Raw genomic sequence first — 15,041 nt, forward strand, 5'->3', positions numbered from 1 at the left:
TTTAGCCTCGATATAAGTTTAATCTATTATTTTTACAATAATATTCCATATATCAATACCTAATTTAACTTTAGTTCCTATCGCCAACCCTGTATGGTGCCCGTTCAGAAACACTCTATCGAGGCTAATATGTATAGTTTTTCTGTAAAAGATTTAGATCAATTAATTGAAACGAATCTCAAAGATGGGAATAAATACAGTAAATTATTGATTGGATATAAATTATTTTCTGATTTGATGAATGATCCTATATTTTATACAGAAGTGTCTAATTCAGCTCTGAGCGCTACGAAAAGAAAATATAAGCAACTAAAAATTAAAATCACCACACATCAATATTAGCTTCATTTGGAATAAATCAATAAAACGAAAGTTCTCAGCTCTCTCTTCGTATATGAGAAAGTCACAATTTATGGCCTTTCTCATATCTATTTAGCATAAAATCTCTTATGCGAATCTGGAAAGATTAAGTTATTTCGTAATATTTTATCCAATAAGCATTGTCGAAAATATCAGTGTAATAGCTTGACTTCTTACAATGTGAAAAATAGTCACAGCATAAATCTCTAATAATTTCAATTTCCTCTAGGCTATCAGCAGCATTGACTAAAAATATAAACTTGTCCAAGTTAACAAGTAATTTACTACTATTTTTCAAAGGTTTATTATTAGACATTGAATCCTATGTGTTTTCCTGTTGGAAGCTCTACATCAATACGAAGTTTTCCGCCCATTGCTTCGACATACTTTTTCATCGTTGAAATTTTAAGATCATGACCACGATTTTCGATTGCTGACAATGAAGGCTGTTTGATTCCAAGGGTTGCAGCCAGTTCTTTTTGAGAAATCTCTAACTCTTCACGAATAAGGTGAAGCTGAGTTTCCAACAATAATTCATCCGCCATTTGTTGAATACGAGCTTGACTCTCTGGAGAGCGATTAGCCAATAATTCTTGTAGGGTCTTAGCCATTAGATTGATCTCCTAAAGTTGAAAGATGAATTTCGTATTGCTGATCGGCAATATCTAACATCTCTTTATAAAAACGCTTTTTACCGCCTTTATCACCGATACACAGCACAATAGCTTGTCGTAAAGGATCAAACGCGAAAAAGGCTCTCAGTGGTTTACCTCGATGCTGAACACGTAGCTCTTTCATATTGGTAAATTTGGAGTCATAGACGGTATCTACTAAAGGACGACCTAAACTTGGTCCCTGTTGCTGTAGAACGACCAACGCTGCGAGTACTTTCTCTTGTGTAGATTGATCTTGCTGTGCAAGCCATTCGTTAAACAGATCCGTTGTAATGACTGTCCACATATTACAACAATAATATAGATTACAATCTATATTTTATGCTTAATTGAATTATTATTCAAATGACAATAAAAAATCCCGACGTCATGTCGGGATTTTTCGGTGTGGAGCGCATAGGTAGGGCTGACTACCTAATGGTCATGGTGTCTGACTGATTATTCTTGTTTTAAGTCATTGAACATCCTGTTCATATAGATTAATCATAGGGACTTCACTGGTGCTTGGATACAAACAATTTCGTAAAATGCTGTAAGCCAAAGCGTACAAAAAATCATCAAAATTATCCCAAAGCTTATCCGCAAGAAATGGGGATAAATTCAGAAATGGAAGCCTTAAGGAATCGGAAGGAAATTACGATTTGATCGTTTTTAACCAATTTTATTGGCAAAATATATAAAAACTGCTCATAAAAAAGCCGACTTGTTCCCAAGTCGGCTTTTCGACATCGTCGAGCAAATTATTTATAGCATAAGTTTTTGATTTTTATATGTTTCAATTTGTTCATTTCGTATAACGCCCACTATGTTAAATAGAAAATTTCTAGAAGAAATAAAAAAAGATTATTTATTAACCAATAAATCAAAAACTATCTCACTAATTAGTATAACTTTATTGCAAAACTTTATTTATATTTCCAATATATGCAAATCCTTTAAATCAATGATTTATGGGTTTTTATATAATTTCAATATTTATTCATGAGATATACAATGAAAAAACTGCTTTTGGTATCACTTCTTGGGACTGTTGCAGCAACTACAGCAAATGCTGGTAGTACAACAATTCAGCCATATGTAGGCGCTGGCTATACATTTTTAAATAACGATAATGTTGATGTACATTTTCTAGGTCTGAATGGTGGTTTGCAATTTAATGAATATGTTGGTGCTGAAGTATTCTGGAATAAATCTGTGAATGACATCGAGTTCGATGGCGATTTAGAAGAACTTGGTGTAAGAACTGATGCCGATGTTCAATACTATGGTATTGGCTTAACAGCTAAATATCCTTTAGCAAATAACTTCTATGCTAAAGGTATGGCAGGTTATGCACGTGTTGACCTCGATGTAGATGCTACTTATCAAGGTTATACAGTTTCAGCTAGCGAAGATGATTCCGGTTTAATCATTCAGGCTGGGGCTGGCTATAACTTCACTCCAAACTTGGCTGCAGAAGTAGCTTACACACACGTTAATGCGTTTGATGGCTTTAATGGTGTAAATGCTCAATTAAAATATAACTTCTAATTTGTTGAGTAAAAGAGCGAGGAGAAAATCCTCGCTTTTTTTGGAAATTTGTACAACAGCCATTATGTTAAATGAAAGAAGTAGTGAATTTATTCTGTCTTATCAGTAGGAAGGCATAAAAAAAGACCAATAAGTTTTTACACTTATTGGCCTTTTCCTTTATTCGTAATTAGTGTTTAGGTGGCAATTTATGCTCTGGATGATGCTTCTTCATGTCATGTTTTGAAGGGGCTTTATGATCGGGATCTCTTTTCATATCATGTTTTGGTGGCTGTGGTTTTTTATCAATATGGTGCTGAGCTGGTGGCTGTTTATGATCCTGTACTGGAGCAGCCATCGTAGTCATTGTGAATGAGGTTGCCATTAAACCAACGAGTAAACCAGAGATAATCTTTTTCATTTCTAAACTCTAAACCTGAGAACTTATTTGATAAGAGGATATTAGGACTGCTTTATGGAGATTAGATGGATAATAATGTGAGATTTAAGTAAATTATTTTCCTCATTAAAACATGATGATTCAACTATATGTTTTTATTATATTTGAGTGAAATCACAGCCTATTTAAAGACCAAATAAATGGTTATTTTGCATTCTAAGTGTTTGTTTTATATTCTAAATTAATCCTTATTTCCTTCTTAATTTTAACAAAAGAATTACATTAAATAATTATTTAAACTTGGTTTCTCATGTTTAATGAAATTATCAATTAAAAGACAAAATGATTAGGTGTGGTATGAATACATTAATTAAAGCAATTGTTTTATCAGTATCAGCTTCTGTTATGGGAGCTTCTGCTTTTGCTGCTCCACAAGAAAATCATAATCAGCCTAAACACGTTAATCAGCATAAAAAACAAGTTGACCAACATAAGAAACAGCCTTTAGTTCAAAAAGCTCAAACTCAGAAGCATACTGTAAAACCTTCACGTGATTGGAAGGCTGGACAAGTTATTCCTTCTCAATACCGCAAAGGTCACTCAGTAGACCATAAAAAGTATAGCAACCTGACTAAACCAGCTAAGAACCAGCAATGGGTGAAAGTAAATAATGATTATGTGCTGATCAATACAGTGAATCACAAAATCATTAAAACTATCAAAGGTTAATATCTCTGATAGGCTTTGTTGCACAAAGATTTAAAAGTTAAGACTTCTCATATCTACTCAAATTTAAGTGACAACTCGGGTATGTGGTCTGCCTAAGTCCGTAAATTTATTTAATACTGCCATACGTGCATGAATCTCATTGACTTGGCTTTGAAAAATTTCTCGCACTGAGTTTATCCCCCAATAATTTGATGCAATGCATCTTGGTTTCAACCAAACTTCGCCGATGATAGCCTGACCATTTCTTCCAAATAGTTCTTCCTAAACGTTTAACTGTTCGAAGCAACTCATTGCGTTCTAGCGAGCTCATCTTTTTATCTTTCCATGGCTTCGCATTTTTTCTTGGTGGAATCACTGCATGTGCTTGCCGATCCGCAATGACCTGTCGGCACTGTTTGGTATCATAAACTCCATCGGTATAGACGGAGTCAACTCTCTCATCTTGTGGAATCTGATCGAGTAAATCACCAAGTACCTGTGAATCACTCACATTGTTGGTTGTGAGCTGAACAGCGCGTATTTGTAAGGTTTTAGCATCTATACCCATATGTAATTTACGCCATTGGCGACGATATTCAGACTGATGTTTTTTACGCTTCCATTCACCCTCACCTAAGAATTTCAGACCTGTAGAGTCAACGATTAGATACAGTCCATCACAACTTTTTTGATAGCTAATCACAATATCAATATGCTGTTGTCGTCTACAAATTGTAGTGTAGTCTGGCGCTATCCAATTTAACCCACAAAGATGGATGAGACTTTGAACAAAGCCAGTGACCATGCGTAAAGACAATCGGAAGAGAGATTTAATCATTAGGCAGCATTGGATAGCTGCGTCGGAGTAAGTTTGATTTCGTCCTTGTTTGCCTTTTGATGGGGCATACCATTGCGTAGCAGGATCAAACCAAATGGCAATATTTCCACGATTAATGAGAGCTCGGTTATATGAAGACCAATTGGTTGTGCGATAAATTTTAGGTGTCGACTTATTCATTTGAAAATTATATTGTGGAATAAGCCTTTAGAGATAGGTTTGTGCAACAAAGCCTCTCTGATAGAGAAAAATTCTCTAGAAGGCTTTAAATACTTTCTTGAAAAAAACGCAGATCTTGAGATCTGCATTTTTCTTTTCTAATTATTAATATTTTCTAAAATTAACATAATACACCTTATATGAAATTTAAAAATGGAGCTTAAAGCTCCATTTTTAAATAACTTTTTTTAAATTGCTAAGCGTAAATTCAGTGCTTTTACAACTTTAATCACAGTATCAAAACTAGGGTTAACATCACCAGAAAGTGCTTTGTAAAGACTTTCTCGGCCTAGACCTGTATCTCGTGATAATTGAGCCATTCCTTTAGCTTTAGCAATGTTACCTAAAGCTTTAGCAATGAATGCAGCATCACCATTAGATTCATCGATACAGGCTTGTAGGTAAGCTTGCATATCTTCTTCTGTTTTAAGATGCTCAGCACTATCCCATTTACGAAGTTTGATAGCCATTTACAGCTCCTCCTCTAAATCTTGTGCTAATTGTAGGGCAAGTTTTATATCTTTACTTTGCGTAGACTTATCTCCGCCTGCTAAGAGAATAACGACCCTTTGCCCTTGCTTGCAGTAATAAATCCTATAGCCAGGTCCAAAGAAGAAACGTAACTCAGAAACACCTTCACCGACTGGTTCAGTATCTCCAAAGTTCCCATCTTCAACCCGATCAATTCGGACTTGTATGCGTCTTTTTGCCTGTTGATCTTTTAACTTGGTAAACCAATCATCAAAGGCTTCTGTGGTATATATTGAGTACATAAGCAAAATGTATCCTATAGGATACGTTTTTGCAAGACATAAACTTGGTTCTTTAGGCCTGAGGCACTGAATTTCATATAACAGCCATTATGTTAAATGGAGAAAATTAGTGGAAGTTTCTATTTTTCTTTTATAAAGATATTCAGGATCTGTTAGTCTTCTTTAAAATTTATTTACACCATAATTTACAGAGAAATTAATGCAAACTAAATTCGTAGATCCATCAACTTATGCTGTTAGCAATCAACCTTATCCATCTTTTAGTTATGGTGTACAGCATATTAGTAATGAAAATGGGCAACCTATTAATGGTTTTAACTTTTCAGAGTACGAAATTCCTGTCAGAAAAATACTAAGAAAGGATTCATCTCCAGTTATTGGTAACTTTAGAAGCTGGCCAACTCCTAGTGCTGACAAATTTATTAACGCAGTAGTAATGACTCGTTTATTTGTTTTATGTAAGGATAAACAAAAATTTCTTGTTGAAAAAATGGGGTTTCGTGAAACAGGAAATATTTTTAATGAAGACAAGTTGTTTATTTATTCTTTTTGTACAGAGAATTCTCAACTTGAAGTTTATATAGATGATAATGGAATGATCTCAGAAATTAATAGATTTAACCAGAATCTAAATTATAAAGCTAAAATTCCACTAAACATTTTAGGTCTTAACTATTTGATGACACAGGTTTTCTATGATCTTTGCCGGTTAAATCTTAGTAATGTCCAGTTAAATTCTGATCATCAACTACTAATTGGTAAGATACTTAACATAAGCTCTCCATTTAAGGAGTTAGACTCTTTAACTTATGATGATCTACCAAGTTTTAATATGTTAAATAACATAAGCTTGTTGGAATAATTAAGACATGAGCTATATCATTGCCTTTGTTAGTTATACTGATTTTACCGATAAAAAATATCCTGTGCAGTGTTTTCGTACAGATCTTAAGGTGAATGACATTGTGCTAGTTCGTCGAACAGATGGACAATTAAGATTTGCTACAGTTTTAAAATTAGAATATTTAAATTGGGATTGTAAAGGCTTCATCCTTTGTAAAAAATCAGAATGTTCTATTGATGATCATGGTAATTTATGCCCTCCGTCTAACTCAGCTATTATATTTGGAGTTGCGACTCCTGAAGTTTTCACAAAAAAATTAATAGATTCAGGATGGATATTACTGAGACCTCATAGTGCAACTTATAGAAAAATCTTAACAAAAACTAATGGATCACAGATTGCATATATTTTTATTAGAAAAAATGGAATTGATCTTCAGATTCTTCCTATTTCAGAAGAAAAGCTTCCAATAAAATCTGGTAGCTTATATAGACAATCTCTTACTCAAGGTAAAGTAGTCAGGCATACACTTGCTCATACAACTTTTAATCTTTATGAAGGAGTTCTTCGCTTTTCTGACAGCTTTATTAATAATGAACTTAATCTAGAGCGTTATTTTATTCCGCAAGGTGAAACAGATAAGAGAACGGATGCTCTCAAAAAAGATGCTCGTTTAAGAAAAAATTTAGGAGAGTACGGTATCTCAGATTTATATGAGGCTTGCTCTGATGGGAATGGAGGTGCGGCATATCTTGGTGATGGAATATGGATCACTTCTGGGGGAGGAGTATATGATTGGGGAAGATAAGTTAATTTATATAAACAGTTGAAGACATTTCTTCAGCTAATTTATTTAGTTTATCTAAAATTAACATAATAGAGCTTATACGAAATGCTTTTTAAAATATCCTTGTTTTTCATATAGTTAAAAATTTTTCATACCCCTGGAAAACAATAAAAAACCGACTTGGAAACAAATAGGTTTCTTTTTAAGCAATTTTGATACTTCTTGCCAATAAATTTGGTTAAAAAATAATCAAAATCGCAACTTTTCCCGATTTCTTAAGGCTTCCGTTTCTGAAATTATCCCCAATTTCTGCGGACAACTCTTGGGATAAAATAGACCAACGTTGTAAGTTAAAACTTACATGGATTTAAGGTTTTTGCGGATTGGTAATCCAAGGCATTAGCCCTATGATAAACACATAAGATATTAGATGTTTCTAGAAAACAAAAATAAGAGAATAGTGCAAGAAAGGGGCAGCAAGAGATCAGTAAAACAAGCAGCACCCCAATATAAAAAAGCCTAACAGGATGTTGGGCTTTTTTGTGTCTTGAATCTGGATTTCGCATAAGAGATTTTATGTTAAGTAGGATGAAACTAGGTTTATTTTTATAAGCTTTAGATTAGAATGATAATAAAATATTTAAGATAATGAATTTTATGAAATATTATTGTAAGCGTCCGCTGAACACACCTTATGAATTCATCCTATAAGCCTTAATTTAGTCCCCACTTAAAAACAAGTGGGGACTAAAATTTATGACTACAAATCACCAGACATCCATCGCATCTCTTGCGAAAAAACGAAGAACATACAGTGCTGAATTTAAACAGCAGATCGTTCAGGCTTGTAAAGCACCGGACGTTTCAATTGCTTCGGTCGCTTTGCAACATGGATTGAATACAAATCTTGTATCCAAATGGATTCGCTTAATTGATGGTAAGCCAGGGAATGATCGCTCACCACTACCGAATAAACCTGCATTTATTGCCTTATCTTGCTCTGCACCATTAGATCCTACTCCTACTGACATGTTAACGGTTCAAATTACTTTACCCCACTCAAAAGCAGAAATTGGCTTGAAATGGCAAGTATCAGAAATATCTGCTTTAGCAGAATTACTCAAGGCACTTGCAACATGATCCGCATTGATGAAATCTGGCTTTCTACCCAACCTCTGGATATGCGAGCAGGGATGGATACTATCATGGCTCAGGTGGTGAGAGCCTTTGGCTACATTAAACCGCATTGTGCTTACCTGTTCTGTAATAAACGTGGCCATCGCATGAAAGTGCTGGTACATGATGGACTGGGCATCTGGCTGTGTGCCCGGCGGCTGGAACAGGGAAAATTCCACTGGGCGCAGGTTCACCAGGGTGAAAGCATGGCGATCAGTCCGGAACAGTTACAGGCACTGATCCAGGGTTTACCTTGGCAGCGCATTGGACGACAGCAGGTGGTGACGATGCTCTAAACTGGTCCATTCTGCTATTCTCCAAACGTTCTATTTCCTCTGCGTCATGACCTCAGGCATACTGCGGTCATGAATACGCTGCCAGACTTAAGCCAACTGACCCATGAACAACTGCTGGAATTTACCAGACAGTTGGCAATGCAGCATCAGTCTCTGGCACAATCAAATCAAGAATTAGAAAAATCAAACCAGCAATTGGATGCCAAAGTTCAACATCTTTCCATTCTCACGCAAAAATACGAGCATGAGCTCGCACTATTTAAACAGCACAAATTTGGCAGTAAAAACGAACATCTCACCGCAAAACAAATCCATCTGTGGGACGAAGCGGTTGAAGAGGATATCGCAGCAGTTGATTTGGAACTGGAGCGGCTGAATGCAGATAAAACCGATGCAGCGACAGAGAAAGCCACAGTCAACAAACCTAAACGTCGACTGCTGCCGGATCATTTACACACCATCCGTATTGAGCATGAACCTGCATCAACCCAATGCAGTTGTGGCTGCCAGTTACGTCGTATCGGCGAAGATATCAGTGAAAAACTGCATTTCAGACCGGCACAGTTCTATAAGGAACAGCATGTGCGTGGCAAATGGGTCTGTGATCAGTGTGACACCCTGACTCAGCAAGCGATGCCCGCCTATGTGATTGATAAAGGCATTGCTTCACCTGAACTGCTCAGCCATGTGCTGGTATCGAAGTATGCCGATCATTTGCCGCTGTACCGTCAGCGCCTGATCTATCAGCGGGCGGGCATTGATCTGTCCAGATCTACTTTATCTGACTGGATTGGTCGCTGCGGTGTGGAACTGGAACCTCTGGCCAATGCCTTAAAACAGGTGGTGCTGCAACAGCGGGTGATCCATGCCGATGAAACGCCGGTCACCATCATGCGGATGGGTGATGATGAGAAAAAACCGAAGAAAGGTTATGTCTGGGCCTATGCCACTACACAGTACAATCCAGTTCAAGCGGTGATCTATGACTTTCAGGATAGCCGTTCAGGTCAGCATGCAGAAGAGTTCCTGAATGGCTGGCAGGGCCATCTGGTCTGTGATGATTACAGTGGTTATAAAGCACGCTTTAAATCAGGCGATGTCATTGAGGTGGGCTGCATGGCGCATGCACGTCGTAAATTCCATGAGCTACATGTGACTGGGAAAAGTCAGATCGCTGAACAGGCATTACTGATGATTCAGAAACTGTATGCGATAGAAGCCGAACTCAGGAAAAAGACCGATAGTACAGCAGAACACCGCCGCGAATACCGACAACAGCACAGCCAACCGGTGATGCAACAACTGTATGAATGGCTCAACCAACATTATCTGACGGTGCCATCGAGTTCTCCAACCGCCAAGGCCATCAATTACAGTCTGAAGCGTTGGCCAGCCTTAAGCCGCTATCTGGATGATGGCAATCTACCCATTGACAATAACTGGGCAGAGAACTCAATGCGCCCCTGGGCCTTGGGACGAAAGAACTGGCTATTTGCAGGTTCGCTGCGCAGTGGCCAACGAGCAGCCAATATCATGACTTTAATCCAGTCAGCAAAGCTGAATGGGCTGGATCCGTATGCCTATTTAAGTGATGTGCTGAAAAGGCTGCCGACGCATAAAGCGACCCAAATAGAAGAATTACTGCCACATCGCTGGAAATCCAACTCAAATTAAAAAATAGGCATGGGGTTCAGCGGACGCTTACATATTATTTAATTTTCGCAGTGATTTTTTGCTCACAATTTAGCTTTGCTAAAGCATCTGATATTTCATTTTATGACTATGGAGGTGTCCACTTATTTACGTCAAAAGATCAGTTAAAATTAAGATCAATTGAGTTTTATAAAGATAATTCTGTTACGGATTGGTCTATGTGTACTCCAATACTTACTAATAAATTAAAAGTAACGAATGTAAAATATTCTTGGGAAAAAGAAATTTCAGGATTTACTGTGAATGATCCTAAATGGGGTGAGGAATTCTATTCTGTTGATTTGAGCGAAATTCCACAAGCACATAAATGGTTATTATCGACTTTAGTGCAAAAAGGAAGAATAGTTAAAATTACATCTAGGGCGTGTGGTTCTAGTTTGACACCTTACCTTATAAGAGTAGAGAAATAAAAAATATCAACTAATATCTTTGATTTTATTATTTATAATATCTTTAATGCTTTTATTCTCATCTTGAGATATTTTCTGAAGTTGAGAATAAAGTTCACTATTTATTGTAACTATAAATGTCTTCTTGATGAATTTTTCATATAAATAATATGAGTTTATAACTAAAAAAAGTGAACCAATTACAATAAGAACGAAATTCATCCCTTTATCAAAGTAAGCTGCTAGCAGAATACCAGCTGGAGCAATAATAAAAGCAAGATGAAATATAAGGAATAAACTAGCCCATAGCAGTCCATCATTTAAGGCAGTTTTTTTCGTTTTTTTCAAACATATGATTGATATAACTGTAAAAGGAATGAGTAAAATTCCCACTCCTATTGCGGCTATGAAAAGCATCAACCTAAGAAAGGATCTAATGCACGTAATGGTTTTAGCTCCAAAACAGTTCTAACACAAGATGGGCAGCTTGCTTTAGATATCCCTCGTGATCGTGACGGCTCTTTTGAACCACAGATTATCAAGAAGCATCAAACATGCATTACTAGCATGGATGATCAAATTCTTTCGCTATATGCGAAAGGAATGACAAATAGAGAAATTGTTGCTTTTTTAAAGAAATGTACGATGCCGATGTATCTGCCTCCCTTATTAGTAAGGTGACGGATGCTGTCATTGAACAAGTGACAGAATGGCAAAATAGAACACTCGATAGTCTTTATCCTGTTGTCTATTTAGATTGCATTGTTGTTAAGGTTCGTCAGCATTCAACAGTAATCAATAAATCAGTTTATTTAGCATTAGGCATTAACCTGGATGGCCAAAAAGAACTTCTTGGCAGGTGGCTTGCTCAAACAGAAGGTTCCAAATTCTGGCTGTCAATCATGACAGAGCTTAAAAATCGAGGAGTGCAAGATATTCTTGTAGCCTGCCTTGCGAAGCAGCGCTTCTCAGGACTAAGAGGCTTTCCTGATGCGATAGCCTCTGTCTACCCTCATACTGATATCCAGCTGTGTATCGTACATGTTGTACGCAATAGCCTGAGATTTGTGAGCTGGAAGGACTACAAAGCTGTAACAGCAGGATTGAAGGCGATCTATCAGGCAAGTACAGAGGAAAATGCTTTAAAGTCCCTAGATATCTTGTGCGATCAATGGAATCACCAGTATCCAAAAATTGGAGAATCCTGGCGGGCAAATTGGGAAAATATCCGAACGATCTTTAGCTATCCTGCTGAAATACGTCATGCGATTTATACAACAAATGCAATTGAATCATCGAATAGCGTGATCCGCCATTCAACTAAAAAGAGAAAGATCTTCTCTTCTGATGATTCAGTGAAAAAGGTCATTTATTTAGCAACTTCAAATGCTGCTAAAAAATGGACCATGCCAATTCAAAATTGGCGTTTAGCAATGAATTGGTTTACGATTCAGTTCGATGATCGATTAAAAGATCATTTATAAAAAATGGGACTAACACAAAATAATTTACAGGCTCGTAGAAACATGAAAATACATTCTTTTGGTGAACACAATAACATTACTTTATCTAATAATTGTATTGAAGTTCGAGGTGCACGTGAGCATAACCTTAAGGATGTAGATGTTTCTATCCCAAGAAATGCACTTGTTGTTTTCTCAGGTGTATCGGGTTCAGGAAAATCATCACTTGCTTTTGGAACTATTTTTGCTGAAGCACAAAGAAGATATTTCGAATCTGTTGCACCTTATGCAAGACGCTTAATAGATCAGGCCGGAGTACCAGATGTTGATGCTATTGATGGTCTACCACCAGCAGTAGCATTGCAACAACAACGTGGTGCAAGTAATACCCGTTCTTCTGTTGGAAGTGTAACAACTTTATCAAGTCTCGTGCGAATGATTTATTCGCGTGCTGGTGCATATCCTGCCGATCAGCCAATGTTATATGCCGAGGACTTTTCACCGAACACTCCTCAAGGTGCTTGTCCTACCTGTCATGGTTTAGGTCACATTTATGAAGTTACAGAATCGACAATGGTTCCTGACCCAACACTCAGTATTCGTGAGAGAGCTATCGCATCATGGCCACCTGCTTGGCACGGGCAAAACTTACGCGATATCCTAGTAACCCTAGGGTATGATGTTGATCGACCATGGAAAGATTTACCGCAATCGGATAGAGACTGGATTTTATTTACTGAAGAAACCCCAACAGTTCCTGTCTATGCTGGTTTAAGCCCCGCTGAGACTCAATCTGCACTTAAACGTAAACTAGAACCCAGCTATATGGGCACTTTCACTGGTGCTCGTCGCTATGTCCTTCATACTTTTGCTAATACCCAAAGTACGTTGATGAAAAAACGTGTTTCACGTTTTATGGAAGGAAAAATATGCCCTTCCTGTCATGGTAAACGCCTTAAACCAGAAGCCTTATCTATTACCTTTGCTGGAGTAGATATTGGTGAGTTTATGCAACTTTCTTTGGATAAGTTAACTTGCCTGCTTGAGCCCATTGTTCTAGGCAATTTCGACGCTCATGATGCTGGAGAAAAGACTAATAATAAAGTAACCCAACTTGATAGATCTGAACGAGCAACAACAGGTAGAGCAGTGCATTCTGTATCTCCAGATGTAAGACGTACGTCAGCACTTTCAGATGAAAAGAAAATTGCTGCGCAGCGTTTAGCAAATGGTGTGGTGGGGCGTTTAAATCAATTACGCCAGTTAGGTCTTAGTTATCTAACATTAGATAGAGCCACACCGACTCTTTCAGCGGGAGAGTTACAACGTTTGCGTTTAGCAACACAATTAAGTTCTATGCTATTTGGTGTAGTTTATGTACTGGATGAACCGTCTGCTGGATTACATCCTTCAGATAGTCAGTCATTATATGATTCTCTCGATAAATTAAGAGACGCTGGAAACTCCGTATTTGTTGTAGAGCATGATTTAGAGCTCATGCGTCGTGCTCAATGGTTAGTGGATGTTGGACCAGATGCAGGAGAGCAAGGTGGTAATATTTTATATAGTGGAGTACCTCAGGGTTTAAGTGAGATTTCAGCTTCACGTACTGCAAGTTATTTATTTAATAAAATCCCAGTTACTCAAAGTTATGGACGTACACCCTCTGGTTGGCTTGAACTTAACAATATTTACCGACATAACCTGCATAATATTGATGCTCGTATACCTCTTGGTGTACTTACAGCAGTTACAGGTATTTCAGGTTCAGGTAAATCTAGTCTCGTTTCTCAAGCTTTACCCGAGTTAGTACTTTCATATTTAGGCAATGAATCTGAAACTGAAAACAATAATGAAAATAATCCTTTAAATGAAGGAATGTTGGTTACCGAGGTTACACAGGGTTCTCTGGCTGGTGATGTGGAGGCTATACAGCGTCTGGTACAGGTTGATCAAAAACCAATTGGCCGTACTCCACGTTCTAATCTGGCAACTTATACGGGTTTATTTGATCATGTTAGAAAGTTATTTGCTGGGACTCCTGAAGCTCGCCAAGCTCATTATGATGCTGGACGTTTTTCGTTTAATGTGGCTAAAGGGCGATGTGAAACTTGTGAAGGTGAAGGCTTTGTCAGTGTAGAATTATTGTTTATGCCAAGTGTATATGCCCCTTGTACGACATGTCATGGTGCTCGATATAATGATGACACTCTGAAAATTCGCTGGAATGGACGTAATATTGCTGAAATATTAGGAATGACCGTCAATGAAGCACGTGATTTTTTTGATGGAGAGGTCTCGATTGCTCGTTCACTACAATTATTAAAGGAAATTGGCCTTGGTTATTTACGTTTAGGGCAACCAGCGACTGAACTATCTGGTGGAGAAGCGCAACGTATTAAATTGGCGACCGAGCTGCAACGCAATCAGCGTGGAAATACACTGTATATACTTGATGAGCCAACTACAGGTTTGCATCCATCAGATGTAGATCGATTGTTAGTTCAATTGCAGCGATTAGTCGATGCGGGTAATACCGTGGTTATGATTGAGCATGATATGCGTGCCGTTGCACAAGCAGATTGGGTGATTGATGTGGGACCAGGTGCTGGAAATGCTGGTGGGAATATTGTTGTGGCAGGAACACCAAAACAAATAACAGAAAATCAAGATAGCCGTACTGCTCCATATTTAGTTAATGAGTTAGTGAGTCGTGATACTAAACATTGATATTGCGAGTGGGTAGAATAAAACCTTAAATTAAAAGCCTGTAAAATCAATCAGATATTTTTTTTAGGTGGTGTGTGAGCATGAAATCTAAAATTTTTTTCAACTAAGGGCTTTGTTGCACAAACCTATTTCTAAAGGCTTATTCCACAATATAATTTTCAA

The 15,041-nt window shown here is 37.4% G+C and carries 17 protein-coding genes and 2 pseudogenes; 11 read left to right on the forward strand and 8 right to left on the reverse strand.

Annotated features, from left to right (window positions below; all coding sequences use genetic code 11):
* The first annotated feature begins 129 nt into the window (after positions 1–129).
* Entirely contained in the window at positions 130–342 is a 213-nt protein-coding gene (locus AC52J8_RS19120) for a hypothetical protein (RefSeq protein WP_016653394.1), read from the forward strand.
* A 124-nt stretch (positions 343–466) separates the two neighbouring features.
* On the opposite strand, the gene AC52J8_RS19125 is transcribed toward AC52J8_RS19120, so the two are convergent.
* Genes AC52J8_RS19125 through AC52J8_RS19135 form a run of 3 tightly spaced genes read right to left on the reverse strand, consistent with a single transcriptional unit; the run spans position 467 to position 1,320 of the window.
* On the reverse strand, positions 467–676 hold the full coding sequence (locus tag AC52J8_RS19125; protein ID WP_000069471.1) for a hypothetical protein: 210 nt from the start codon (positions 674–676) through the stop codon (positions 467–469).
* The gene (locus AC52J8_RS19130) at positions 669–971 is read right to left on the reverse strand and encodes a helix-turn-helix domain-containing protein (protein WP_001140619.1); all 303 of its coding nucleotides are present in this window, start codon (positions 969–971) and stop codon (positions 669–671) included. The genes AC52J8_RS19125 and AC52J8_RS19130 overlap by 8 nt, the downstream gene beginning before the upstream one ends.
* Positions 964–1,320 carry a type II toxin-antitoxin system RelE/ParE family toxin gene (locus tag AC52J8_RS19135; protein ID WP_000269903.1) on the reverse strand — a complete coding sequence of 119 codons (357 nt, stop codon included), beginning with the start codon at positions 1,318–1,320 and terminating at the stop codon, positions 964–966. Before AC52J8_RS19135 ends, AC52J8_RS19130 begins: the two co-directional genes overlap by 8 nt.
* Positions 1,321–2,027: 707 nt before the next feature.
* Here AC52J8_RS19135 and AC52J8_RS19140 point away from each other — a divergent pair.
* The gene (locus AC52J8_RS19140; protein ID WP_009501148.1) at positions 2,028–2,564 is read left to right on the forward strand and encodes a porin family protein; all 537 of its coding nucleotides are present in this window, start codon (positions 2,028–2,030) and stop codon (positions 2,562–2,564) included.
* 169 nt (positions 2,565–2,733) lie between these two features.
* Here AC52J8_RS19140 and AC52J8_RS19145 read toward each other — a convergent pair whose 3' ends face one another.
* Positions 2,734–2,964: a hypothetical protein gene (locus AC52J8_RS19145; protein ID WP_009501150.1), complete on the reverse strand. Its 231-nt coding sequence runs from the start codon at positions 2,962–2,964 to the stop codon at positions 2,734–2,736.
* A 336-nt stretch (positions 2,965–3,300) separates the two neighbouring features.
* On the opposite strand from AC52J8_RS19145, the gene AC52J8_RS19150 reads away from it, so the two are divergent.
* The gene (locus AC52J8_RS19150; protein WP_009501156.1) at positions 3,301–3,672 is read left to right on the forward strand and encodes an RcnB family protein; all 372 of its coding nucleotides are present in this window, start codon (positions 3,301–3,303) and stop codon (positions 3,670–3,672) included.
* A 63-nt stretch (positions 3,673–3,735) separates the two neighbouring features.
* Here AC52J8_RS19150 and AC52J8_RS19155 read toward each other — a convergent pair.
* The 3 genes and pseudogenes from AC52J8_RS19155 to AC52J8_RS19165 form a co-directional block, all read right to left on the reverse strand.
* Positions 3,736–4,669 (reverse strand): annotated as a pseudogene (locus tag AC52J8_RS19155) (IS5-like element ISAba13 family transposase).
* Positions 4,670–4,896: 227 nt separating this feature from the next.
* Entirely contained in the window at positions 4,897–5,178 is a 282-nt protein-coding gene (locus tag AC52J8_RS19160; protein ID WP_000985610.1) for an addiction module antidote protein, read from the reverse strand.
* Positions 5,179–5,481 (reverse strand): type II toxin-antitoxin system RelE/ParE family toxin, encoded by a 303-nt coding sequence (locus tag AC52J8_RS19165; RefSeq protein WP_000286963.1) that lies wholly within the window; start codon positions 5,479–5,481, stop codon positions 5,179–5,181.
* Positions 5,482–5,680: 199 nt separating this feature from the next.
* Here AC52J8_RS19165 and AC52J8_RS19170 point away from each other — a divergent pair, with 199 nt between their 5' ends.
* The 6 genes from AC52J8_RS19170 (at position 5,681) to AC52J8_RS19195 (ending at position 10,707) form a co-directional block, all read left to right on the forward strand.
* Positions 5,681–6,343 (forward strand): hypothetical protein, encoded by a 663-nt coding sequence (locus AC52J8_RS19170; RefSeq protein WP_049069388.1) that lies wholly within the window; start codon positions 5,681–5,683, stop codon positions 6,341–6,343.
* 7 nt (positions 6,344–6,350) lie between these two features.
* Complete coding sequence (locus tag AC52J8_RS19175; protein WP_006582115.1) at positions 6,351–7,133, forward strand: hypothetical protein; 783 nt, start codon at positions 6,351–6,353, stop codon at positions 7,131–7,133.
* A gap of 735 nt (positions 7,134–7,868) precedes the next feature.
* A complete protein-coding gene (gene tnpA, locus AC52J8_RS19180; protein WP_004762545.1) occupies positions 7,869–8,252 on the forward strand; it encodes an IS66-like element accessory protein TnpA in 384 nt (127 codons plus the stop codon).
* Positions 8,249–8,584 carry an IS66 family insertion sequence element accessory protein TnpB gene (tnpB, locus tag AC52J8_RS19185; RefSeq protein ID WP_004691519.1) on the forward strand — a complete coding sequence of 112 codons (336 nt, stop codon included), beginning with the start codon at positions 8,249–8,251 and terminating at the stop codon, positions 8,582–8,584. Before tnpA ends, tnpB begins: the two co-directional genes overlap by 4 nt.
* 69 nt (positions 8,585–8,653) lie before the next feature.
* Positions 8,654–10,258: an IS66 family transposase gene (tnpC, locus tag AC52J8_RS19190; protein ID WP_130120076.1), complete on the forward strand. Its 1,605-nt coding sequence runs from the start codon at positions 8,654–8,656 to the stop codon at positions 10,256–10,258.
* A 197-nt stretch (positions 10,259–10,455) separates the two neighbouring features.
* On the forward strand, positions 10,456–10,707 hold the full coding sequence (locus tag AC52J8_RS19195; protein ID WP_270893743.1) for a hypothetical protein: 252 nt from the start codon (positions 10,456–10,458) through the stop codon (positions 10,705–10,707).
* 6 nt (positions 10,708–10,713) lie between these two features.
* Here AC52J8_RS19195 and AC52J8_RS19200 read toward each other — a convergent pair whose 3' ends face one another.
* Positions 10,714–11,079, reverse strand: a complete 366-nt coding sequence (locus AC52J8_RS19200) for a hypothetical protein (protein ID WP_228138463.1) — start codon at positions 11,077–11,079, stop codon at positions 10,714–10,716.
* Between the two features lie 3 nt (positions 11,080–11,082).
* Between AC52J8_RS19200 and AC52J8_RS19205 the strand changes: the two are divergent.
* Both AC52J8_RS19205 and AC52J8_RS19210 read left to right on the forward strand, forming a co-directional pair.
* A pseudogene (locus AC52J8_RS19205) lies at positions 11,083–12,170 on the forward strand (IS256 family transposase); the annotation flags it as partial.
* A gap of 42 nt (positions 12,171–12,212) precedes the next feature.
* The gene (locus AC52J8_RS19210; RefSeq protein WP_002055446.1) at positions 12,213–14,879 is read left to right on the forward strand and encodes an excinuclease ABC subunit UvrA; all 2,667 of its coding nucleotides are present in this window, start codon (positions 12,213–12,215) and stop codon (positions 14,877–14,879) included.
* Positions 14,880–15,041 lie beyond the last annotated feature (162 nt).

Source organism: Acinetobacter sp. S-1 (assembly GCF_059579785.1).